Source organism: Thalassospira sp. NFXS8, assembly GCF_040148805.1.
In the GTDB taxonomy this organism is placed as follows: domain Bacteria; phylum Pseudomonadota; class Alphaproteobacteria; order Rhodospirillales; family Thalassospiraceae; genus Thalassospira.
In genome coordinates, this window is the sequence record NZ_JAGEMF010000002.1 from 1092305 (window position 1) to 1116731 (window position 24427).

21 protein-coding genes are annotated in these 24427 nt (G+C 53.2%); 16 read left to right on the forward strand and 5 right to left on the reverse strand.

Annotation, left to right across the window (positions count from 1 at the left end; all coding sequences use genetic code 11):
• Nucleotides 1-40: 40 nt before the first annotated feature.
• On the forward strand, nt 41-1801 hold the full coding sequence (asnB, locus tag J4E05_RS14135; protein ID WP_349596653.1) for an asparagine synthase (glutamine-hydrolyzing): 1761 nt from the start codon (nt 41-43) through the stop codon (nt 1799-1801).
• Nucleotides 1802-1928: 127 nt separating this feature from the next.
• On the opposite strand, the gene J4E05_RS14140 is transcribed toward asnB, so the two are convergent.
• Nucleotides 1929-2753, reverse strand: a complete 825-nt coding sequence (locus tag J4E05_RS14140) for an alpha/beta fold hydrolase (RefSeq protein ID WP_349596656.1) — start codon at nt 2751-2753, stop codon at nt 1929-1931.
• A 236-nt stretch (nt 2754-2989) separates the two neighbouring features.
• On the reverse strand, nt 2990-3658 hold the full coding sequence (locus J4E05_RS14145; protein ID WP_349596659.1) for a GntR family transcriptional regulator: 669 nt from the start codon (nt 3656-3658) through the stop codon (nt 2990-2992).
• 102 nt (nt 3659-3760) lie between these two features.
• Between J4E05_RS14145 and J4E05_RS14150 the strand changes: the two genes are divergently transcribed.
• The 8 genes from J4E05_RS14150 (at nt 3761) to J4E05_RS14185 (ending at nt 12736) form a co-directional block, all read left to right on the forward strand.
• Nucleotides 3761-4411, forward strand: coding sequence for a GntR family transcriptional regulator (locus J4E05_RS14150; protein ID WP_349596662.1), 651 nt, complete (start codon nt 3761-3763; stop codon nt 4409-4411).
• 134 nt (nt 4412-4545) lie between these two features.
• Nucleotides 4546-5370: an ABC transporter substrate-binding protein gene (locus tag J4E05_RS14155; RefSeq protein WP_349596665.1), complete on the forward strand. Its 825-nt coding sequence runs from the start codon at nt 4546-4548 to the stop codon at nt 5368-5370.
• Nucleotides 5371-5517: 147 nt separating this feature from the next.
• Complete coding sequence (locus J4E05_RS14160) at nt 5518-6210, forward strand: amino acid ABC transporter permease (RefSeq protein WP_349596668.1); 693 nt, start codon at nt 5518-5520, stop codon at nt 6208-6210.
• A gap of 20 nt (nt 6211-6230) precedes the next feature.
• Nucleotides 6231-7121 carry a 4-hydroxy-tetrahydrodipicolinate synthase gene (gene dapA, locus J4E05_RS14165; protein WP_349596670.1) on the forward strand — a complete coding sequence of 297 codons (891 nt, stop codon included), beginning with the start codon at nt 6231-6233 and terminating at the stop codon, nt 7119-7121.
• Between the two features lie 13 nt (nt 7122-7134).
• Nucleotides 7135-10140, forward strand: a complete 3006-nt coding sequence (locus J4E05_RS14170) for an FAD-dependent oxidoreductase (RefSeq protein WP_349596673.1) — start codon at nt 7135-7137, stop codon at nt 10138-10140.
• A complete protein-coding gene (locus tag J4E05_RS14175; protein ID WP_349596676.1) occupies nt 10137-10865 on the forward strand; it encodes an amino acid ABC transporter ATP-binding protein in 729 nt (242 codons plus the stop codon). Before J4E05_RS14170 ends, J4E05_RS14175 begins: the two co-directional genes overlap by 4 nt.
• Before the next feature lie 34 nt (nt 10866-10899).
• Nucleotides 10900-12312, forward strand: a complete 1413-nt coding sequence (hydA, locus tag J4E05_RS14180) for a dihydropyrimidinase (RefSeq protein ID WP_349596679.1) — start codon at nt 10900-10902, stop codon at nt 12310-12312.
• 13 nt (nt 12313-12325) lie between these two features.
• A complete protein-coding gene (locus J4E05_RS14185) occupies nt 12326-12736 on the forward strand; it encodes a DUF3830 family protein (RefSeq protein ID WP_349596682.1) in 411 nt (136 codons plus the stop codon).
• Nucleotides 12737-12823: 87 nt separating this feature from the next.
• Here the strand turns inward: J4E05_RS14185 and J4E05_RS14190 are convergent, their stop codons facing one another.
• Nucleotides 12824-14026: an aspartate transaminase gene (locus tag J4E05_RS14190; RefSeq protein WP_349596684.1), complete on the reverse strand. Its 1203-nt coding sequence runs from the start codon at nt 14024-14026 to the stop codon at nt 12824-12826.
• A 284-nt stretch (nt 14027-14310) separates the two neighbouring features.
• Nucleotides 14311-15246 carry a LysR family transcriptional regulator gene (locus tag J4E05_RS14195; protein WP_349596687.1) on the reverse strand — a complete coding sequence of 312 codons (936 nt, stop codon included), beginning with the start codon at nt 15244-15246 and terminating at the stop codon, nt 14311-14313.
• Between the two features lie 130 nt (nt 15247-15376).
• On the opposite strand from J4E05_RS14195, the gene J4E05_RS14200 reads away from it, so the two are divergent.
• The 7 genes from J4E05_RS14200 (at nt 15377) to uvrB (ending at nt 23879) form a co-directional block, all read left to right on the forward strand.
• Nucleotides 15377-17191, forward strand: a complete 1815-nt coding sequence (locus J4E05_RS14200) for a CocE/NonD family hydrolase (RefSeq protein WP_349596690.1) — start codon at nt 15377-15379, stop codon at nt 17189-17191.
• Nucleotides 17188-17634: a hypothetical protein gene (locus tag J4E05_RS14205; protein ID WP_349596693.1), complete on the forward strand. Its 447-nt coding sequence runs from the start codon at nt 17188-17190 to the stop codon at nt 17632-17634. Before J4E05_RS14200 ends, J4E05_RS14205 begins: the two co-directional genes overlap by 4 nt.
• A complete protein-coding gene (locus tag J4E05_RS14210) occupies nt 17634-18434 on the forward strand; it encodes an ABC transporter permease (RefSeq protein WP_085588039.1) in 801 nt (266 codons plus the stop codon). The genes J4E05_RS14205 and J4E05_RS14210 overlap by 1 nt, the downstream gene beginning before the upstream one ends.
• Before the next feature lie 17 nt (nt 18435-18451).
• Nucleotides 18452-19507, forward strand: coding sequence for an ABC transporter ATP-binding protein (locus J4E05_RS14215; protein ID WP_349596696.1), 1056 nt, complete (start codon nt 18452-18454; stop codon nt 19505-19507).
• A 46-nt stretch (nt 19508-19553) separates the two neighbouring features.
• The gene (locus tag J4E05_RS14220) at nt 19554-20591 is read left to right on the forward strand and encodes an extracellular solute-binding protein (protein ID WP_349596699.1); all 1038 of its coding nucleotides are present in this window, start codon (nt 19554-19556) and stop codon (nt 20589-20591) included.
• 4 nt (nt 20592-20595) lie between these two features.
• Nucleotides 20596-21426, forward strand: a complete 831-nt coding sequence (locus J4E05_RS14225) for an ABC transporter permease (protein WP_349596701.1) — start codon at nt 20596-20598, stop codon at nt 21424-21426.
• Nucleotides 21427-21731: 305 nt separating this feature from the next.
• A complete protein-coding gene (uvrB, locus tag J4E05_RS14230) occupies nt 21732-23879 on the forward strand; it encodes an excinuclease ABC subunit UvrB (RefSeq protein WP_349596703.1) in 2148 nt (715 codons plus the stop codon).
• Nucleotides 23880-23974: 95 nt separating this feature from the next.
• On the opposite strand, the gene J4E05_RS14235 is transcribed toward uvrB, so the two are convergent.
• Nucleotides 23975-24334 (reverse strand): cupin domain-containing protein, encoded by a 360-nt coding sequence (locus J4E05_RS14235; RefSeq protein WP_349596706.1) that lies wholly within the window; start codon nt 24332-24334, stop codon nt 23975-23977.
• Nucleotides 24335-24427: the final 93 nt, after the last annotated feature.

A 24427-nucleotide genomic window follows, 5' to 3' on the forward strand; every position in this document is an offset into this window, starting at 1 on the left:
AATTCAGACTATAAAATTTTTACAAGTAGGCGTTCAGTAGATGTGTGGAATTTTCGGTCATAATCAAGCAGAAATCAGCAATATCGAAAATTCTCATTCGGCTCTTCACTCTTTGGTTCATCGTGGACCCGATAGTTGGGGATACGAAATGTGCAATGGCATCTATATCGGGCATCGTCGCCTAAGCATCATTGATTTAACCGAACATGGGCGTCAGCCCATGATTGCCAATAATGTATTTTTGACGGTGAACGGAGAAATTTACAACTATCGGGAATTGCGACGCGAACTGATTGATAAGTTTGGAGTCGTCTTTAATAGTGAAAGTGATAGCGAGGTTCTTCTTCATGGATACATTCATTGGGGGATTGATCGGTTACTTGAACTGGTAGACGGAATGTTCGCCCTGGCAATTTATGATGTGGCGAAAAATTCGATAATTTTGGCACGTGATCATGTTGGCATTAAGCCGCTGTATTATTGGCATCAAGATAGTGAGTTTGCGTGGGCGTCAGAGCTTAAGGCCATTGAAGCTTATACTGGTAAAGATCGCTTGAAAGTGGATGCGACTGCAGTCTACGACTTCATGACGTATCTTTATATTCCATGCCCCAAAACGCTTTATCATAACGTATTCAAGTTAGAGCCAGGGCATTACGTAAAATTTAATATTGCCACTGGTGAAGTTACAAAACGTTGTTATTGGGAACTGGAAGTCATTTATCGCTATGATGTGACCAATTGGGAACAACATATCCGCGAGGCCTTGCATACATCGGTTGGAGAGCAACTTGTTTCAGATGTGCCTGTCGGGTTTTTTCTCAGTGGTGGCGTGGATTCAAGTGTTGTCTGTTTTGAGGCATCAAAGCAGATTGACAACATGTCGACCTTCTCAATTGGTCATGTAGATAAAGATGCTGATGAAGGGCCATTTGCGAGAATGGTGGCAGAAACGATTTCTTCAAAACATTTTGAAAAAGTTTTCAGCCAACAAATTGCCAACGATACTTTCGAGTTACTTCGTCAGTTATATGATGAGCCGTTTGGTGATGTATCCGCATTGCCAACGAGCGAAGTATGTCAGCTCGCACGGGAACATGTTACGGTTGTTCTCACTGGCGATGGCGGTGATGAATTATTTGGCGGTTATCTTCCTTATGATGATGCACAAAGAATATTTTCTTCTAAATTAAATTCGAAAAGATGGTTGCGACCATGGATCATCAAATTAAAAAATTATGCTCCACACCGGTCAATCGTTAAAAAAGCCAAGCGTTTTGAAGTGAAGACTTTATCAGACCCAATGGAGCGTTGGACTGCTGCAAAGGGAGGATTAATTCGTTCAGATCCGATGAAGCGACGTTGGGCAAAGAAATACGGGATACCGAAAGATTACGATGATTTCTGGTATTATCGTAAATACGACAGGCCCGATTTAACTCCGAGAACTCGTGCACAATATATCGATTTTCATACATACATGCATGACTCTGTGCTTACGAAGGTAGATAGAGCAAGTATGGCTGTTGCACTGGAGACCAGAGTACCTTTTCTCAGTAAAAAGATGATCTCTGTTGCCTGGTCCATTCCAGAGGAAATTCGATATCGTGACGGAGAGTTGAAGGGTATTTTGAAAAAATCCTACTCTGATTATATACCTCATGCAGCTTTATATCGGCGTAAGCAGGGGTTCGGTATTGGTCGAGTGGGAAAAAGTGACCGTTTGTACGATAAAACGAAAAATGTACCAAGGCAGATCTTGAGAAAACTTTTTCCTGAACTCTTATCCGCTAAACCTTAGAAAAGAAGCGTTTCCGGAGCTGTTCTTGCATTTCGCCCGGCGTCTTGGCGGGCGTTGGAAATTTTGTTTGGTCTGTCGTGAAGGTATTTTTACGGCTTTGGTATCGGGTGACTGGTGCGATGCCAACTCATTGATACCTGCCTGAAAAAGTGTCCAGAAAGTGACGAACCGACTCGAGGACATCATCTGGGGCTTCAAGGTGGGGAATGTGGCCGCAGCCCTTGATAATATGGGCTGTTACCGGGCCACCTGTATGGTCGCGAATGGTGGTGACCTGTTGATCGCTGCCAAACGGGTCTTCATCGCCTTGTAATATTAAGGCGGGGCAGGTGATGGCAGGCAGTTCATCAATCATTTGCCAGTTTTTGAAATCCGGTTGCCGCCATGTATCGACCCAGGCCCGGAAAACGGTGTCGGTCTGATCAAAATGGTGGCGTTCCAGGCGCGACTTCCAGTCGGTACTCGCATAGGTTTGTGCGGCCGTTTCAATGCCGTTAATCGTTACATCCTCCACAAATACATGGGCGGCCAGGCTGATGACGGCGCGGGGCACGGCGGGAAAGCGGGCGGCATATTTAAGGGCAATGGTTGCACCGTCGCTATGACCAAACAGGATCGGTTTTTTCAGGGTCTGGTGTGCGATCAAACCATGTAAAAAGCGGTCGGTTTCCTCGTTATGAAAATCGACCGGGCGCGGGACAACATTTTGCGGGTCCGATGCGCCATGACCGCGCCTTTCATAAACCAGGCAGGTAAGCCCGGTTTCATTTGCCAGCCTTTGCGGAAAATCGCGCCACATGCGAATGGTGCCAAGGGCTTCGTGCAACATGATAATGGTGGGCATATGTTCTGCGGTTTGAAAGGGGCGGTGGTCGACCATTGTGTCTGGTGTGACAGACTGGCAGGCCAAACGAACCCCGTCGATGGTGACGTTAAAATCGCGAACCGGCATGGTATTCCTGATTTATCGGTTATTCCGTACTGATTTATGGATTTTATCATGCGCTAAAAAACAAAGCCCGGCAAGGCTATCCCGGCAGGGGTGCGAGGCTGATTTGGGTCTTAAAGGCGTATCTTGTTTTCGATGCGCCATTCTACATTTTACAATGTATATTCGAGAAAATTCAGGTTCAGGCTGTATTGGTCCGCCGGGAAAATAGCGTTTTAAATGGTTTTTGGCTTTCGTTTTCAGGCGACGGAAATTCCGAGATGATGGCGGGTGAAGGCGATCAGACTTTGGATATGAACTGCCACAGTTTCGCGGACTTTTTCTTCATCATTGGCGGACAGGGCCTCGATAATGGCAAGATGTTCTGAGGAGTCCGGTTGCAGGCGTTCTTTCAGGCGGGCAATTTCAAACAGTCTGGTGGTGGCCCGCAAATCACGCAGGGTTTGCGCCATGACCTCGTTGCCGCAATGATCAATGATCATATTGTGCAGGTTGTCATCCGAAAACCAGTGGGCATCGGTGTGATAGGCCGTACCATCCATCAGGTCTTCAATCTCGCGGCGCACGGCCATTAATTGCTTGCGGGGGATGGCGCTCATGGCGAGAACGGCGGCTTCGGGTTCGATGATTTTACGCAGGCGCAGGCTTTGCAAATATTCCCCGACATCGACGCGGCGGACAACATAGTTCCGGCCATCGCCCTTGCGCACCAGGCCTTCACCTTCCAGGCGCTGCAGAGCTTCGCGCAGGGGAGTGCGGGAAATACCCAGTGTTTCGGCCAGGCGTGCTTCGACAATCACGTCGCCCCCATTGAGGCGGCGGTGACGGATCATCTCGGAAACGGCCTTGTAGGTTAATGTCGCCAGATTGTGCGAGCCGCCGGCTTCCTCGCCACGCGCAATGATCATAGAATTTTCCTTGCTCCCCGACATGTATTTCCTTTTCACTCTATCGGTTTCACGCGGTATACCGAATATATACTATTAAGAATCCAGCATGAGTACAGATAATTGACAGCGCCATCAAACAACAGTTCCGACACTGGAAGCCTGGCCGATAGTGTTTTTGCCCGTTTGTTAAAAAGCATTCTTGAGGGGCAATTGGCGGGGGGAACCATTGTGCAGGAACGTCGCCTGGCCGACCAGATGGGTGTGTCGCGTTCTCCCATGCGCGATGCGCTTGGCCGTCTTGAGGGGCAGGGGCTTTTGATGCGCAACAGCCGTGGCATCCTGACGGTGCGGGTTGTCACGCTTGAGGATTATCTGAACTGCCTGAATTTGCGGCTTTTGATCGAGCCAACGGCGGCCGCCCTGGCCGCAGAACGCATGGGCAAGGCCGATTTAGACCGGCTCGACTCGTTGTTAAGGGAAATCGAAGCAGCATCGGATGTTGAAGCCGATACGCTGTGGGATTTCGATGACATATTGCATCAGACAATTGGCGAAAGCAGCGGCAACCCCTTTATTGCCAAGACAATTATCGAAATGCGCCGCTATACCGCGATCTTTGAACGCCACCAGCTTTCGGGCCGTGGCAAGCCCGGTTCTGCCGATCACCGGGTGATTGTGAATGCCCTGACCTCGCGGGACGCGGCGGGCGCAAAAGATGCCATGCACAATCATTTGCATGAAATACGGCAAAAAATTATCGAGAATTTCTAAATGCTTGCATGATTTTTGAGCAGGTGGTTTTTGTTGCACTTGTGCTGTGCAATCTTTTTATGTATTAAAGTGGTATACCAATCGAATGCGATTGGAAAAATGACATAGAAACAATATCACTCACAGGGGTCATCATGTTTTCACGTCTGTTTCTTGCTACCGCCATTTGTGCTGCTGCGTTGGGTGTAGGCACTTCGCCGGTTTTTGCGGCCTCGTGCAGCCCGGCTGTTCCTGATTCTGAGCTGGTCAAGCCGGGCACGCTGGTTATGTCCACCAACCCGACCTTGCCGCCATTGCAGTTCATCGATTCAAATGGTGACCTGAAAGGGATGCGGGTGGAGCTGGGTAAAATGATTGCCAAGCGTTTATGCCTGACGCCCGAATATATTCGCATCGAATTTTCGGCCATGATCCCTGGCCTGGCAGCTGGACGTTGGGACATGATCAATACCGGCATTTTCTATAACGAAGAACGCGCTAAGATCATGGAAATGATCCCCTATGAAGACCAGGCGATCAGCATTTCGATGGCACCGGGCAAGGGCAAGTCGGTCAGCAAAAAAGAGGATCTGGCAGGCAAGACCATTGGCGTTGAAATTGGCGGTTTTGAAGAAAGCAAAACCCGGGCCATGGATGCGGAATTGAAGGCTGAAGGGCTGAAGGGCCTGGATATTCGCACGTTTGATAATTTCGCCCTGGCCTTTCAGGCCTTGCGGGCCGGGCAGCTTGACGGTGTTGTGTCGATTGACGCCGTTGCCAAGGAATATGATGCCCGCGGCGATTTTGACCGCGTGTTAAGTGGCCTCTATCCGGCCCCGGTGGCACTGGCATTTAAAAACCATGCGCTGGCCGAAGCCGTGTTGAAGGTGATGGACGACATGAAAGCCGATGGCACCATCGCCAAACTGTTTGGCGAATATGGCATCGCGGTTCCCAAGGCCAAATACGAAATCAAATAACCTCGAACCACCCGCCGGAAACAGGAAGGCGTGCTTTCTCCCTCGCTTGTTGTTCTGTTTCCGGCACCCCTCACATGGACAACATCCTGTTCACAGGCCGATCCCGCACGGCTTCTGTCTTGCCCTAACTTCCCGAAAGCGAACGACATGGAAACTTGGAACTGGCCCGGCTTTTTCGGATATTTGTTTAATTCCTATATCCTGGGCGGTGTCGTCACAACAATCTGGCTGACAGTGGTGTCCCTGATTGGCGGTTTGGTGTTGGGCTTTATCCTTGCGCTGATGCGCCGCTCACCTGTGCAACTGGTCAAAATGGCTGCCCGTTTTTACATCTGGCTGTTTCGCGGCACCCCGCTTCTGGTTCAGTTGATCATTATTTACACGGCCCTTCCCCAGCTTGGCATCCGGTTCAGCGTGGTCGAAGCGGCCTTGCTGGGCCTGGCGTTGAACGAGGCGGCCTATCTTGCCGAAATTATCCGTGCCGGGATCGAGGCCGTACCCGAAGGGCAAACCCGGGCGGGCCGGGCCTTGGGCATGACCGAACGTAAAATCATGCGTCACATTGTCATGCCGCAGGCTTTCAAGGTCATCATTCCGCCCTTGGGCAATTCGGTGAATGGCCTGTTGAAAACCACGTCTGTGACGTCGGTTATTTCAATGGAAGAACTTCTGCGCCGCACCCAGGTTTTGATTCAGGAAAAATTCATGGTGCTGGAGCTGTTTGCCGTTGCCGCCATTTATTACCTAGTTTTGACCACATTGTGGGACCTGGTCCAGCGCAGAATTGAAAAAAGATTTGGCCGTTCAACGGCCCACGTATCGCTTGCAGAACAACGTTGATTTTCCAGGATTTCGATAAAATGAGCCCCAAGTTTCGCGGTGTTTTCACCGTTATGATTACCCCCTATGCCGATGACGGATCCCTGGACCTTAAAGCCCTTGCCGATTTCACCGACTGGCAAATTCGCCAGGGCATTCATGGCCTGATCCCGTTGGGCTCAACAGGCGAGTTTTTATCGCTGTCGCAAGAAGAACGCGATGCCGTTGCCCGCACCGTGATTGAAACCGCCGCCGGGCGTGTGCCTGTGCTGATCGGAACCGGTGCCGAAGACACCCGCGAAGCCGTCCGACTGAGCAAGATTGCCGAAGTTATGGGGGCGGATGGGGTGATGGTGATCCCGCCTTTTTATTCGACCCCGACCGATGATGAACTTGTGGTGCATTACCAGACCATCGCCGAGGCGATTTCCATTCCTGTTATGGTTTACAACAACCCGGCAACGTCGAATGTTGATTTAAAACCGGAACTGGTGGCCCGCATCGCGCAAATTGAGGGCTGCGATTATATCAAGGAATCCACGCTGGAAATCACGCGCGTGCGCGACATCATTCGTTTCGCCGGTGATAACATGACCGTCTTTGGCGGTATTCTTGGGTTTGAATCCTTTGTTATGGGGGCACAAGGCTGGGTGGCGGTGGCCTCCAATGTGGCACCGGGGCCGATGGCACGCATTTTTGAACTGGTTGCCGACGAAGGCAAAATTGACGAGGCCCGTGCCCTTTACCTGAAATGGCTGCCCGTGATCGAAGCGGTCGGCGGGCAGGCCTATGTTGCGGGCACCAAATCGTTGCTGTCGCATATGGGGTTTCAGGCAGGTCCGCCGCGCCCGCCGCGCTTGCCTTTGCCCCAGCCGCAAGACCAGGCAATGCAGAAACTGGTGTCGGATTTTAATCTGACCTTTGCGCAATAAGGCACACCGGCCCATGCAAAGCCCGTCCTCAACCACACCCCGCCCCAACGAGAACGCAGAAGTGCAGTTTTTTTATGAAGGGCGCGCCATTACCGCGCAGCGTGGGCAAAGCGTTGCCGCCGCCCTTTATGCTGCGGGCATACGTAACCTTGCACCTGTCTCCGAAACCCAGGGCCGGGGTGTGTTTTGTGGCATGGGCGTTTGCAATGAATGCCTGGTGACGATTAACCATGTTGCAAGCCAGCGGTCCTGCATGACGCTGGTGGAACATAACATGCTGGTCAGCGCGCAGGCGGCCCGGCCTGCAATTGGCACGCCGGATGCCGCAACGACCAACACGATCGCGGAAATCACCACCCCACCGACGAATATTCCCAGCGATGAAACCGATATTCTTGTGGTTGGGGCCGGGCCTGCCGGGTTGGCAGCGGCATCAATGGCGGCGGGTGCGGGGGCGCAGGTGATTGTGGTTGATGACCGATCCGCGCCGGGCGGCCAGTTTTTCAAACAGCCCTCGTCGAATGCCGCCCAACAGCATTACCGGCGTGATAGCCAAATATCGGATGGGGCCAAACTGATTGCGCAGGCCCACAATGCCGGGGCGCGTATTCATGAAAAAACGGTTGTTTGGGGGGCGGAACGCCAAAGTGACGGCCGTTTGAAAGTTGGCCTCTATGGCCCGAACGGCGCGTTTTATTTGTTTCCCAGGGCATTGGTCATTGCCACCGGGGCCTATGAACGCCCGGACCCCATACCCGGCTGGACCTTGCCCGGTGTGATGACCACCGGGGCGGCACAAACATTTTTGCGAAGCTATGGGGCTGCTCCGGGCAAGCGCATTCTGATTGCCGGCAATGGCCCGTTGAATTTGCAAGTGGCAATGGAGTTGCGCAAAATCGGCGCGGAGGTGGTGGCCGTGCTGGAGGCCGCCGCGTCGCCGTGGCAAAAGCCGGCAAAACTGTTGCCCCTGTTTAAAAGTGACCCCCAATTGGCCCTGCGCGGGGTACGCCAGGTATCCGCCCTTAAACTGGGCGGGGTGCCCATTTTATGGGGCAGCCGTGTCACCCGTATCCGTGCCAATGACACGGGGGCTGTGCAAACGGTCGAGGTTGCGACCCCCGCTGGCCCAAAGGTGTTTCGTGCCGATACGGTTCTTTTGGGGGGCGGGTTTACATCATCTAACGAATTGTCCCGTTTGCTGGGCTGTGGACACACGGTTATACAGGGCCAATTGGTTGCCCAGCGCGATCATGCGGGTAAAACCACCCAGGATGATATTTATAGCATTGGCGAAGCCGCACAGTTTGGTGGTGCCCATGTGGCCCTGGCGCAGGGCAAATTGACGGGGGCAACCATTGCGCAAAAATTGGGTTTTGCGGCAAATCGTGTGGGGCTTGCCGATAAACTGGCCCGTTATCAGGCCTTTCAACGTGTTTTATGGGCGCTTTATAACGTTGATGAAACCAGCGTTAATGACCTGCCCGGTGACACCGAAATTTGCCGCTGCGAAAAAGTTACCCTGCAAACCCTGCGTCTTCTTGCCAATACCGCCTGTGATGATGTTGCCACGTTGAAACGATTATCGCGTGCGGGCATGGGGCGCTGTCAGGGGCGGTATTGCAGCCATAATGTCCGGGCGATTGCCGATGCCCATCATATTGATCCTGATGTAGCCCCAACCCCAACCTCAACCCCTCAAACAGGTGCCGACAAACGCCCGATAAACGAAAAAACCGGTTTTCTGGCCCCGCAAATGCCGTTGCGCCCGGTGCCCTTGGCGGCATTGGCGCGCGAAAAGCCGGAATGGGGCGGCCATAAACGCAGCCATTTGCCCGAAACGGCGCCGCTGGAAGGTGCGGGCCCCTTGCCTGTATCGCAAACGGAAACCGTGGTGATTGGTGCCGGTATTGCCGGTATTTCGACCGCGTTGTTCCTGGCCCGCGCCGGGCGCGAGGTGGTGGTGATCGACAAGGCCTATCCCAATTCGCTGGCATCGGGCGGGAATGCGGGCAGCCTGCACGCGCAGCTTTTATCGTTTGATCATGGTGCGCGGGCCGAAGGCGGCGGCACACCGGCACAGCAAACCCTGCCGCTTCAACGTGATTCCATCCAGCTATGGGCCGATTTGCAAAACGACCTTGGTGCTGATTTTGAAATGAAAATCACCGGGGGCATCATGGTGGCCGAAAGCGAGCGCGATATGCGCTTTCTGGAAGCAAAAACCCGTGCGGAACGCAGCATGGGCATGGATTGCCGGGTGATTGGTGCGGATGAATTGGTTGCCCTTGAACCGGCCTTGTCGCGCAAATTTATGGGGGCAGCCTATTGCCCGCAGGAAGGTAAAATCAACCCGCTGGTTGTCACCCAATGCGTGCTTGATGCCGCCCGTGCCGCTGGTGCCAATGTGTTTGACCGTGCCGAAGTCACCGGGATTGAAAAGGATGGCGGGGGCTTTGCCATTACCACCTCACGCGGGAGGATACGCGCCAAAAACATTGTGAATGCAGCCGGCGCCTACGCATCGCGTATCGGCACTATGTTGGGGTTGGAGGTGCCGGTTTTTGGGGCGCCGTTGCAGATGGTCGTGACCGAGGCTGTCGCCCCGTTAATTGGGTGCCTTGTTGCCCATGCTGACCGGCATTTGACGTTAAAGCAGGCCAGCAATGGCAATTTCATTATTGGCGGTGGCTGGACGGCGGGCCTGGACCCGGTGCATCACCATCCGCGTCCGTTAATCGACAGTCTGGAAGGCAATTTATGGGTTGCCCAGCATGTGGTGCCCGCCTTGCGCAAACTTCACATCATTCGCAGTTGGGCGGCGATGAACATCAATATTGATGGCGCGCCGATCCTGGGCGAACACCCGGACCAACCGGGCTTTTTTAATGCTGTTACCTCAAACGGTTACACACTTGGCCCCCTGGTGGGGCAGATCACAGCCGCGCTGGTTTCCGGGCAAAGGCAATCGCGCGGGCTTGAACCCTTTTCGATTTCACGTTTTTCCAAAGGACAGCCATGATTGAATTAACCGATGTAAGCAAATGGTATGGCGATTATCAGGTCCTGAAAAACTGCTCTACCAGTGTTGATAAAGGCGAAGTGGTCGTGATTTGCGGGCCTTCCGGGTCGGGTAAATCCACCCTGATCAAATGCGTCAATGCACTGGAACCGTTTCAGGAAGGATCTATTCGCGTTGATGGTATCGAGGTGGGCGATCCGGCAACGGACCTGCCCGATTTGCGCAGCCGTGTGGGCATGGTTTTTCAAAATTTTGAACTGTTCCCGCATTTAACCATTGTCGACAATATCATGCTGGCACAGCGCACGGTTTTGGGGCGCAGCCCGGAATTGTCGCGTAAAAAGGCGCTGGAATTGCTTGACCGGGTTGGACTGGCCGCACAGGCCCCCAAATACCCGCTTCAGCTTTCGGGCGGGCAACAGCAGCGTGTGGCCATTGCCCGCGCCCTGGCGATGGAACCTATGGCGATGCTGTTTGATGAACCCACATCCGCGCTGGACCCGGAAATGATTTCCGAAGTGCTTGATGTTATGGGCGGACTGGCCCGTGACGGCATGACCATGATGGTCGTGACCCACGAAATGGGATTTGCCCGCCGGGTTGCCACCCGCATGATTTTTATTGATAGCGGTGAAATTGTTGAAGATTGCCCGACAGAAGAATTCTTTTCGGGCAATCGCAACCCGCGCACCGAAGGGTTCCTGAGCAAAATTCTGGCGCACTGACCCGAACCGACCGACCAGCAAAGAGAGATGATCCATGAGCCAGTTTGATCTTGTGATCAAAAACGGTGTCGTTGCGACGGCATCCGATACCTTTAAATGCGACATCGCCATTCGTGATGGCAAGATTGTGCAGATGGGCGATAACCTGTCGGGCGGTGCGCAGGAAATTGATGCCGAAGGCAAATATGTTCTGCCCGGCGGCATCGACAGCCATGTTCATATCTCGCAGCCCTCGGGCGAGGGGATTGTCATGGCTGATGATTTTGAAAGCGGTACACTATCGGCCCTTTTTGGCGGTAACACCACCATCATGCCGTTTTGCCTGCAGGAAAAGGGCACTCCGCTTCGTGAAACGCTGAAGGATTATCACGATCAGGCCGAGGGTAAATGTTACACCGATGTCAGCTTTCATCTGATCATTTGCGACCCCACCAATGCCGTTTTGGGGCAGGATCTGCCGGCCCTGATTGCCGATGGCTATACCTCGCTTAAGGTTTTCATGACCTATCAGGATTTGCGCCTGGATGACGCATCGATCCTGCGCACGCTGGATGTGGCGCGTGATACCGGGGCCACGGTGATGGTGCATTGTGAAAACGAAGATGCCATTCGCTTTTTGATCGAAAAGCATGAAAAAGCGGGGGATGTGGCCCCGCGTGTTCATGCCACCACGCGCCCGGTTGCGGTGGAGCGCGAAGCCACCCATCGCGCCCTGGCCCTGGCCGAAGTTGTCGATGTGCCGATTGTGATTGTGCATGTTTCCAATGGCGAAGCCCGCGACGAAATATCGCGCGCCCGCAGTCGGGGATCAAAGGTGGTTGGCGAAACCTGCCCGCAATATCTGATGTTAACGGCCGATGATTTGGACGGGATGGATTGGGAAGGGGCAAAGTTTGTGTGTTCGCCGCCACCGCGTGACAAGGCCGCCCAGGCCGACTGCTGGCGCGGTATTGAAAACGGGGTGTTTGAACTGTTTTCATCCGATCACTGCCCGTTTCGTTATGATGACCCGCAAGGCAAGCTGACCCCCAAGGGGCGCACCAGTTTCCGCCATATTCCCAACGGCATTCCCGGTGTTGAAACACGCATGCCGATCCTGTTTTCCGAAGGGGTGATGAAAGGGCGCATCGACATTAACCGTTTTGTCGCCATGACATCGACCAATCACGCCAAAACCTATGGCCTGTATCCGCAAAAAGGCACCATCGCCATTGGGGCGGATGCCGATATTGCGATTTGGGACCCGGCGGAAAAACGCACCGTGCGCCATGCCGATTTGCACGATGGGTCTGACTATTCCCCGTATGAAGGCCTGGAATTGACCGGCTGGCCGACCACAATTGTGCTGGGAGGCAAAGTCATGGTCAGGGATGGCACCCTTACCGGCGAAAAAGGCGATGGTCGTTATCGCCATGCCTCGACCCGTTCCTTCCCCGCACCCGTTTGATCAGGAGACTGAAATGAAGTTGAAAGTTTACGCTGGCTCGTATGAATTTGATGCCTGGCTTGAATGCGAAAAAGCGCCGAAAACCTCGGAAGCGTTTCGGAAATTACTGCCCTATGAAGGCGATATCGTGCATGTGCGCTGGTCGGGCGAAGGGGTTTGGATTCCGTTAGGCGATTACACCTTTGGCGTTGATTACGAAAACCATACCAGCCACCCGGCACCGGGCCATATCATTTTGTATCCCGGCGGGATTAGCGAAACGGAAATTCTGCTGGCCTATGGCGGGGTCGATTTTTCATCAAAAATGGGCCAGCTGGCCGGTAATCACTTTATCACCATCACTTCCAACCTCGATAAATTGCCGGAACTGGGCAATGCGGTGTTGTGGAAAGGGGCGCATAAAATTCGGTTTGAAGCAGCCTGATGAAACGCGACGTGCTTTAGCCTGAAACAACAAAGCCCGGTCTGAGCAGACCGGGCTTTGTCATAAGATGAACCTTGATGAAAGACCTTATTTCAAAGCGGCACAGGCGCGTTTAATGCGCTTGCAGGCTTCTTCCAGGGCTTCGGTCGAGGTGGCATAGGAAATGCGGAAATAGGGGGCCAGGCCAAAGGCCGTTCCCTGAACCGCGGCAACGCCTTCGGATTCCAGAAGGTAGGTGACAAAATCGGTATCGGTTTCGATTTTCTTGCCATCCGGCGTGGTTTTGCCAATGGTGCCTGCGCAAGACGGATAGACATAAAATGCCCCTTCCGGCTTTTTGCAGCTCAGGCCTTCACATTCGTTGATCTTTGCCACAACCAGATCGCGGCGCGATTTGAAAACTTCGGCGCGTTCAGCAAGGAAGTCCTGCGGGCCATTGAGGGCTTCAACCGAAGCCGCCTGACTGATCGATGAGGTATGGGTGCTGCTTTGCGACTGAACCTTGTTGATCGCCTTGATCAGCTCAACCGGGCCAGCGGCATAACCCAAACGCCAGCCGGTCATGGCATAGGATTTGGACACACCGTTACAGGTCAGGGTGCGGGCCTTCAGTTTCGGTTCGATCTGGGCGATGGTGGTGAATTCAAACCCGTCATAGACCAGGTGTTCATACATGTCGTCCGACATGACATAAACATGTTCGTGCTTCAGCAGAACATCGGCCAGGGCACGCAGTTCGGCGCGCGAATATGCCGCACCGGTCGGGTTCGACGGCGAGTTCAGGACCAGCCATTTGGTTTTCGGCGTAATCGCGGCTTCAAGTTCGGCAGCGGTGATTTTGAAGTCGTTTTCTTCTTGGCATTCGACAATAACCGGGGTGCCTTCGGCCATCAGCGCCATATCGGGGTAGGAAACCCAGTACGGTGCCGGGATGACAACTTCGTCGCCCGGGTTCAGGGTTGCAAACAGGGCGTTAAACAGGGTCTGCTTGCCACCACAACCAACGGTGATTTCGTCGATAGTGTATTCCAGGTCATTTTCGCGTTTGAACTTTGCAACAATCGCCTTGCGCAGTTCCGGGGTGCCAGCGACCGGGGTGTATTTGGTCTTGCCAGCATCAAGGGCTGCTTTTGCGGCATCTTTGATGTTGTCGGGGGTATCAAAATCCGGCTCGCCTGCGCCAAGGCCAATCACATCAACGCCAGCAGCTTTGAGTTCTGCGGCCTTGGTGGTGACAGCAATGGTAGGAGAGGGTTTGATACGGCTCAAACGATCGGCAATAAACGCCATTGGTCTGTTTCCCTGGAATGAAATGAGAAATGGAAAGACTCTTGTTCTTTCGGGTGGACCCTACGCCCGGTTCTAATGCAATTCAAGTTGGTTTAGCTGCTTTTGCGGGTTCTTTGGGATGTTTTAATGCCTCAATTGCGGGTTAGGCGATGATTCGGTCGTTTAAACGCGGTTGGCCGTTGTGGGTTCCGTAAAAGTTTTGATGACATTCGCCCAAGAGGGCTCGCCGTCGTGCCGGGCGTGTGGAATCTGACTTGCGCGAGAGGTATCGATGGCACTGTGTTTTACAGTCGTAAAGACAGTCTGACGTCGTCATCGAAAATGTGACGTGCAAGCTCGGTTGTTCTGTGTCGAATTTCGGTGGCGACTTCATCGACGATTTCGGTTCGGTTCCGCCCGGCCGGATACAAAAACCCGTATTTTAAAATGCCGCCGGGTTCAAAAGGGCGGATCACCAAATCCTCAACGCCGCTCGATAATGCGACGAAAGGGTCAGCAAGACAGCAGCCAAGATTTAGCCCTGCCATTTGACAGGCGATAACCCCGTTGCGCGCCTCCACGCGGACATTGAGACGTTTTCCCGTTCTTTTAACAAGAGACTGGAGGTGCTGTCCGAGGAGAGAGCGGGCATGAGTCGCAATGATTTGATGACTGGAAAAATCATCGAAGGTGACGACTTTTTTGGCTGCAAGAGGGTGAGACGGGTTCATAACCGCGACCATTGGCAGTTCCAGAAAGGGTTCGATGTTAAAAACGCCCTCTTTAATCGGCAGGGGGGCAATGCCGAGATCAAAGGTTTCCTCTGTAACCCAGACATCAATATCAAGGCGCACACGAGAGTCGATTTGTGCTGTCATATCGGGGCGGCGCATCATGATCTGCGCCAGTGTCTGGTTGATGACGGCATGTGAAATAAACGGTGCAGCAAGGATACGAATATGCTCGGTTTTGCCCCGCCGGATTTGATCTGCGCGCAAGTTCAGATCATCATGGCAAAGCATAAGTCTTTCTACTTCTTGATAAAATTCCTTTCCTTCTTTGGTAAGACGAAGCCGCCTTCCACGACGTGATAACACGGGAAAACCAACCTCGTCTTCCAGTGCAGAAAGCAGACGGCTTATTTGGGGGGCCGTTCTGAAAAGGCGATCCGATGCTCCAATGACAGAGCCGGTTTCGACGAAGGCGCGCAGTGCCTCCAGAGATTTATGATTGATCGGCATACCCGTCTCCGCATCGATCGAAATGCAAACACTTTCGTAAAGCGAAACTAAAGTGAAGAATAATTCACTTTACGCAAGTAAATTTATTCGCTTGTCTAATTATAAGAATAACAAACACGGACGCATTTTGATGACCTCTTTCCCTGACTTGCAAAGCCGCATCGCCGCCTATGAGGCAGAGCGCCCTGTGCCCTACACATTGCCCGACGTGCCTGTTTCCAGGTATGTGACGATGCGCGATGGATGCCGACTTGCCGTCGATGTCTATCTGCCGCAAGGGGCGGATCCAGAGGTGCAATTTCCGGCATTGATGTTGTTCACACCGTATTTTCGCCGTTTTAAGCTTACCCCTGATTCTACAACAATCCCGAACCCGAACACCGGCAAATTCAGCGATTATTTTGTGCCGCGCGGATATGCCGTCATCGTGATCGATGTGCGCGGTACCGGTGCCAGTTTTGGAACAAGAGACGGATTTCGCTCCCCCTCTGAGCGCCTTGATAGCGCTGAGGTTGCCGATTGGGTGGTCGGTCAAAAATGGTCCAATGGTGTGATCGGGGCCACCGGGATTTCGTATCTTGGCGCGGCTTCGGACTTTCTGGCATCCACGGGTCATCGGGCGGTAAAGGCCATCGCACCGTTGTTTTCTGTCTGGGATACGTATTCGGACAACTATTTTCCTGGTGGCATGCAGTGCGCCTCGCTGACCCAGATTTATGATAACCTGATGAAAGGTCTCGATCTGGATCAGCGGGCCTATCTCAAGGATTATAAATACTATGCAAGCCCGGACTATCTTGGTCCGCAGCCGGTAGACGAGGATCCGTCCGGTGCGCTGGTCGCGGCTGCGGTGGCAGAGCATCAGGCCAATTTCCGCCAGACCGATTTTATGGCTGACTTGTGCTATCGCGAGCAGGGGCTTCCTTATGATCCGGACTATTCCAGTGCGTCGATCAGCCCTTATTCATATTGTGATGGCGTCAAAGAGGACGTAGCAATTCTGTCCATGTCTGGCTGGATGGATGGTGCAGGCTATGCCAACGGTGCGATTTCGCGGTTTCTGACGCTTGATAAAAACCCGCACCACCTTTTGCTTGGCCCGTGGGACCATGGTGCGCGAATTGATGTTTCGCCCTGGCGTGCTTTTGAAACCCCAACGTTTTCGATGCTGGGCGCCGTTTTGCGGTTTTTTGATACCTATTTGATGGACATGAATACCGGATTGCGCACCGAGCCGCCCGTTGCCTATTTTAAAATGCACGAAGAAGCATGGGGCGAGGCGGAAACCTGGCCGCCCAAACCAGCCCAGCTTGTTTTGTACCCCGATCAGGCTGGCGGGCTAGGCGCACAAAGCGTAACCGGGACGGCAGACTATCAATGTATGCCCGAAACTGGCACCGGGTTTGAAACACGTTATGAGCGGATCGCCGGGATGGATTCGCGAAATTATTACTGTGATTGGCAAGGTCGAACCGATCTTATGCTTTCGTTTGACAGTGCGCCGATGACGGAAGATACGACAATCTCAGGGCATGCTTTGCTTGATATGGCAGCCCGTTTCGATGCACCGGACGCCGGGCTTTTCATTTATTTGACCGAAATTGAAGCCGACGGGACAGAGCGTTACATCACCGAAGGTATTTTGCGGGCGCTTTTCCGTGGTGAAGAAGCCGCACCGGAGAATATCCGCATCAACTGGCCTTTCCGAAGCTATCGTCGTGAGAGTGCACGCCCCTTGCCGCTAAACGAAGTACAGCGCATTCGTATTCCCCTGTTACCAACGGCCTGGACATTGGCGAAAGGCAGTAAACTGCGCCTTTCGATGTCGGGTGCGGACAAGGATCACTTTAAAAAAGTGCCCCACGGCAAAATGGCCAACATCACGCTTGAATTGTCGGAAACCCGGCTTGTATTGCCACTGGACCAGGAGAGGTCCGCGATATGAGTGCCATGGCAAAGGGGATCGATATGATGCTTGGCGAGATGCGCGATGTAACCGAGATTATCGCGGCAACTGCCCTGCGCTATCACCCGGATGGCGGTGAACGGATTTATTCGACCCACCCGGATCGTTTTCCCGATGCCGGTTTCAAGCGATTTGAGGATGCACCGACGATGGCCCGTGTGCGTGACGCCAATGGTGCGGTGTTGACCAATGGGGCAGAGGCGCTTCGTGCAGGCTTTCCCGACTGGCAAAGAATTCTTGAGGGCGGTTGTGATGCTATCATCAATATCCCGGTGCGGGCACCATCTGGTGAAGTGCTGGGTCAACTTAATCTGATGGCGCGTGCAGGATGTTTCCCCACGGAATGCCTTGCCCGCCTGCAAGTCATCGCAGATCAAAATGCGTCATGTTTTTTGGATCAGACTTCAAAGGAGATACTCTGATGCGGTTGACACGCCTGACCTACCGGGGCGTGATTTTTCTCGCCTATCTTGTCATGCTGCTTCCGGTGTTGTTGCTGGTTGTGACATCCTTTTTTAAAGACACCATCATTACGTTTCCACCTTCGGGATTATCACTTGAATGGTATGCGAACGCGATTGATCGCGAAGAATTCCTAAGCGGATTCATCGTCAGTTTCAAGGTGGCGGCATTGGCAACCCTAATCGGTGTGCCGTTGGGGATGGCGGCAGCGCTGGCACTTACACGCAGTGCGATCCGGGGCAAGCAGGCAATCACGACCTTTCTTTTGGGGCCGATCATTGTGCCGGGGATTGTGGCGGGCACGGCACTTTATCTTACTTTTCTTGTGGCTCAAAACCAGTTGGATATGGATATCGTCGGCACTTTGCCGGGCCTGGTTGCAGCGCATATTTTGTTGACGATACCCTGGACAGTGCGTGTTGCAACCGCAGGCTTACAGGGCCTGGACAAAAGTGTTGAGGAGGCAGCCGCCAATCTTGGCGCACGTCCCTGGACCGTGTTTATGCGGGTTACCCTGCCCATGATGCGCCCGGCGATTGTCGCCGCCTCGATGTTTTCCTTTATTCAGAGTTTTGAAAACCTTGAACTGACCCTGCTTCTGGTTGGTCCGGGAATGAGCACTCTGCCAATCGCGATGCTGAACTATCTTGAGTTCCAGATCGACCCGACGCTTGCTGCGGTTGCGACCATTCAGGTCGTTGTTATTGCCGCGATGATGTTGATCACGGACCGTTACGTAAAACTCTCGCGCATCGTCTGACATTGGAGACAGAACCTATGAAATCTCTAGAACTTGAAAACGTCTGCAAGAAATTTGGCGAAGCGGTGGCTGTGACCGACATGAGCATGCATATCCTGACGGGCGAGCTTGTATCGCTTCTTGGGCCATCGGGATGTGGCAAGACAACAACGCTGCGTATGGTCGCCGGATTTGTCGAGCCAAGTTCTGGCTCCATACGGATCAACGGTCGAGACGTTACAAAACTGGCCCCCTATGAGCGCAATACCGCATTGGTTTTCCAATCCTATGCGCTTTTTCCGCACATGACAGTTGCGCAGAATGTTGGTTTTGGTCTGGAAATGCGAAAGGTTGGCAAGGCGGAGCGCGAAGAGAAAAGTATCGAAGCACTTAAGCGTGTCAGGCTCGATCATTTATCGGATCGTTACCCGCGTCAGCTTTCAGGGGGGCAGCAACAGCGGGCAGCTTTGGCGCGTGGGCTTGTTTTGAACCCGGATATATTCTTGCTAGATGAACCGCTTTCCAACCTTGATGCCAAGTTGCGCGGAGAAGTGCGCAGCGAAATTCGCGGACTTCAGCAATCTTTGGAACTTACCACCCTGATGGTTACCCATGATCAGGAAGAAGCGCTGACCATGTCCGACAAACTGGTGTTGATGGAAGCAGGCAGCGTGCGCCAATCAGGCACGGCACAAGACCTTTACGAGCAGCCAGCCGATGCCTTTGTCGCAGATTTTGTCGGGCGTTCGAATGTGATCAAGGGCCGTATCGAGGACGGAAAGTTCCGAACCACAGACGGCACCTTTATGCCGACCCTGCCAGGGGCGGTGGCGGATGCGCAATATTACACGTTGCGGCCCGAAAAGATCAGCTTGTCGCGCGAAGGCGAAGGCGAAGGCGAAGGGGTCGAAGGGACCCTGCTTGAGCGCCTCTATCTCGGTGCGCAGACCGAATACACGGTTAGGGTTGGTGAAACTTCTATCTCTGTCGTCACAGCAACTCCCGGACCTGACGACATGCGCGCTGGTCTGCGTGTCGGCGATGCGGTTCGGCTTGCGTGGGATGTCGCGTCGGTACGGCTTCTTAACAACTAACAATAAAAAACACCAAAATATCAAATACATATATCAGGAGAGACTTATGCCTAATTTAACCCGTCGTTCTTTTCTTGCTACAGCAGCTGCACTGTCGGCTGTTTCAGTTTTTCCCAAGAACCTGATGGCGCAAACAAACGATGTTGTTGTCGGCACATGGGGCGGCACCTTTGGTGATTTGCTGAAGGCCAATGTTGACGAAGCCGTTATGCAGCCTGCGGGCTACAATATTCTTCAGGAAATTTCCGGCCCGGTACCGCGCCGCACCAAGCTGATTTCCGAACGGATGCAGCGTCGTGGCAGCATGGATGCCGCCTTGTTGGCCGATTTTGACATGTATGCTGCGGCCAAAGTTGGCGCAGTTGAGAAGCTTGATGCTGCGAATGTTCCCAATTACGACAACATTCTTCCGTTTCTGAAAAAGGCACACTCGGTACCTTTGATTTATTCCGCGCATACGATTGTTTATCGCAAGGATCTGATCACGACCCCGCCTCAGTCGATCGCGGAACTTTGGAATCCGAAATATAAGGGAAAGATCGGGCTGAGCGATTTTCTCTATACCTCCAATATGGCGTATGCGGCGATCCACAATGGCGGCACGCTGTCGGACTTTGACGGAAGTGAAAAGGGTGTTGCCGCCTGGAAAGAGCTTGATGCGAAACTTTTGCCGTCGACAGAGGCCGTCGGTCAGGCGTTGGCATCTGGTGACATCTGGATAACAATCATTTCTGCTGCGCGCGGTTACAGCTGGTCCAAATCCGGAATTGATCTGGGATGGGTTGTGCCCGAAGAAGGCGCTTTCCCTGCCGTTTACGAGGCTACTGTGCCGAAGAATGCCCGCAACCCGGACGGCGGCATGGCCTATATGAATGCGCTGCTTGAACCTTCAGTCCAAAAGGCCTTTGCCGAAAAGATGGGCTATTTGCCCACCGTGAAAAACGGCCATATCAGCCCGGAACTTGAAGAGAAAATCGGCTTTTCCGAAGCAGAACAAAATCGCCTATGGCAACCGGATTTCGACTTTATTCTGGAAAATCAGGCCAAGCTTCTCGATACCTGGAACCGTGTGCTCAAAGGCTAACAAAATGGCAAAACTTGTTCTTCCGGCGGGACTTCTCGTTCTTCTTCTTTTGGGCGGCCCCATGTTGTTGATGTTGCGGTATTCGTTTAACGAATATGATCCGCTTTATATCATGCAGCAGGCCTTCACATTCGAGAATTACGCCAAAGCTGTTGTCGATCCGTACTATCAAAAAATCCTGATGACGACGATCACGGTGGCCCTGACATGTGCGGTGTTAACGACACTTCTTGCCTATGGCCCTGCCTATTGGCTGGCAAGAATGGAAAGCCGCTGGAAGAGCAAGCTGACTATTCTGACAATGTTTCCGTTGCTTGTGGGCGGGGTGGTGCGTTCGGCAGGGTATCTTGCGCTTTTAAGTACAACCGGGTTGATAAATGCAACGCTTTTGGGGCTAGGCATTATCTCCGAGCCTTTAACGTTGCTCTATACGCCCGGCGCAGTGATCTTTGCGACGGTTGGCATTGTGCTGCCCTATATGATCCTAACGCTTGCATCGGTGATCGAAAGTATTCCCCGCCAGGTCGAAGATGCGGCTGCCAATCTGGGGGCACGTCCGGCAACCGCGTTCTTTCGGGTGCTTGTTCCGCTCTCATTGCCAGGTGTTTTGGCCGGGGCTTCATTGGTGTTCATCCTTTGCATGAACGCCTATGCAACGCCTTTGTTGCTTGGGGGGCCGCAATTCCAAATGATGGCACCTGCTGTTTATGAACAGTTTGCAAAGGCATCGAACTGGCCTTTTGGTGCGGCACTGGCCTTTATCTTGCTGATGGTCACGGTCATTCTTACGACAGTGGGCAGTTCTGTTATCGCCAAACGATATAAAGCGGGTTGAACACTTTATGCCAAAGCGCGTTGATCAAAACCGACCAACGCGCCCCTCAATCGGCGGGCGGGCTTCGTAAAAGCCCTTGCCTTTCGCGGCACGCGCTGCGGCGGCGGCGTCGCGCCTAACCAGACCTCCATGAGTCCTTCTCATAGAGGTCTGGTATTATATCCCCGAAAGCGGGCTGTGCCACTTTCGGGGATGCCTGATTTTTCAACATAATGACAACCCCTGTCAGGACCTGTCAGGAGCAGGGCTTGCGATTGGGCATATCTTCCCTATAACTAGGGAAGGATATAACAGGGGTCTGCCCGATGAATGCGCTACCGGAAATGTTGTTAAAACGCCGCCCGCCGGTCGAAGGATCGCGCAAGTTCAAGCTGGTGACGGAGTATGAACCCTCTGGCGACCAGCCTCAGGCCATTGCGGAGCTTTATGACGGGATAGAACAGGGCGAACGCGACCAGGTTTTGCTGGGCGTTACCGGGTCGGGCAAGACATTTACCATTGCCAACCTGATAGCCAAAACCCAGCGCCCGGCACTTGTGCTGGCCCCAAATAAAACGCTGGCTGCCCAGCTTTATTCCGAGATGAAAAGTTTCTTCCCGGAAAATGCGGTGGAATATTTCGTTTCCTATTACGACTATTACCAGCCCGAAGCCTATGTGGCACGGACCGACACCTATATTGAAAAAGACAGCTCGATCAACGAACAGATCGACCGGATGCGCCACGCGGCCACCCGTGCCATTCTGGAACGTAACGATTGTATTATCGTGGCGTCGGTGTCGTGCATTTACGGTATTGGCGCGGTGGAAACCTATCTGGAAATGACGCAGCGCATTTCGGTGGACGATGAAGTTGACCGCAACGACATTATGAAACGCCTGGTCGAACTGCAATATACCCGCAACGATGCCGCCTTTACCCGTGGTACCTTTCGGGTGCGCGGCGACGTTTTGGAAATTTTCCCGGCCCACTCCGAAGACCGGGGCTGGCGGGTATCGATGTTTGGCGACGAGGTTGAGGAACTGACTGAGTTTGACCCGCTGACCGGGCACAAATTTGCCAATATGGATTCCGTCACCGTTTACGCCAATTCGCACCATGTCACCCCGCGCCCAACCCTGGTACAGGCAATGTACGGGATTAAGCAGGAGCTGAAAGACCGGCTGGCACAGTTTCAAAATGAAGGTAAATTGCTGGCGGCCGAACGGATTGAACAGCGGACAACCTTTGACCTTGAAATGATGGAAACGGTGGGCCACTGCAAGGGGATTGAAAACTATTCCCGATGGCTGTCGGGCCGTAACCCCGGCGAACCGCCCCCGACATTGTTTGAATATCTGCCTGAAAATGCCCTGTTATTTGTTGATGAAAGCCACGTTGCCGTGCCGCAAATTGGCGGCATGTTCAAGGGTGACTATAATCGCAAATTCACCTTGGCCGAACATGGGTTTCGCCTGCCCAGTTGTGTTGATAACCGCCCTTTGAAGTTTGACGAATGGGAAGCCATGCGTCCGCAAAGCGTGTTTGTGTCGGCCACCCCTGGCCCATGGGAAATTAATAAAACCGGCGGCACATTTGTCGAACAGGTGATCCGTCCGACCGGCCTGATCGACCCGGTATGTATTATTCGCCCGGTGGAAACCCAGGTTGACGATTTGCTGGCCGAAGCCAAAGACTGCGCGCAGAAAAGCCAGCGCGTGCTGGTCACAACCCTGACCAAGCGCATGGCCGAGGATCTGACCGAATATTTGCACGAAAACGGTGTGCGGGTGCGCTATTTGCATTCCGACATTGATACGTTAGAGCGCATAGAGATTATTCGTGATTTACGCTTGGGCGTGTTTGACGTTTTGGTCGGTATTAACCTGCTGCGCGAAGGGCTGGATATTCCCGAATGTGCGCTGGTGGCCATTCTCGATGCCGACAAGGAAGGGTTTTTACGGTCCAAAACATCATTGGTGCAAACAATTGGTCGTGCTGCGCGTAACCTTGATGGCCGGGTGATTTTATATGCCGATAAAATGACTGACAGCCTGGATTATGCGATTGGCGAAACCAATCGCCGCCGCGAAAAACAGGTGGCCTATAACGAGGCCCATGGCATTACCCCGGCCTCGATCCGCAGCCGTATTCACGATGTCATCGAAAGTGTTGCCGAACACGATTATGTCACGGTTGATACCGGCGTTTCGGGCGATGTGATGATCGGGCATAATTTGCGTGCCCATATCGAAGACCTTGAAAAACGGATGCGTCAGGCAGCGGGCGATCTGGAATTTGAGGAAGCCGCAAGGTTGCGCGACGAAGTTAAACGGCTGGAAAGTCAGGAACTGGGGCTTTCGCAGGCCGGGCCGATGGCGCGTGACATTACACCCAAAGACGGTGCTGCCGGTCCCGGTTCCAAATCGGCCAATAAACCGAAATACAAAGGTCGCCGCCGCAAAGGGCCATAACGGGTCGTGACCGTTATTTGCACGTTATCGGGTCGCGCTGGTCATCGGCGCGACCTTTTGTATGACAGGGCAGGGTAAGCAGGGTATTTTGTGGATCACACGGGTTTGTAATGCACGCCACGACCATCAAAAAACACAGCCAGCCATACGGTTTCGGTGTTTTTTTCGGTCCAGACCACGCGGTGGCGGCAATGGGGCGGAATGTATAAATGGTCGCCCGGTTTTAAAACCCGGCCAGTGTTTTCGTTTTCAAACAGGATTTCGGCACTGCCCGTAAGCAAAATAACCCATTCGGCAGGTTGCTGGTCATACCAGCCGGTTTCCGGCGATGATTGGCCATGCGACACAATGCGTTCGATCCGCAAGCACGGCGATCGCAGGATTTCGTCAAAAACTTCGCCTTTTGTGGCATCGGGAAGGGCGGAAAACAGGTTGGCAAATGTTGCGTCGGGCAAGATGGAACCCTCCGTTCAGGTTGTGCAAATTGCGCGCAACATAAACCAAAACGAAGGGCCGGCACAAAGCCGACCCTGACAAAGCAGCCATGC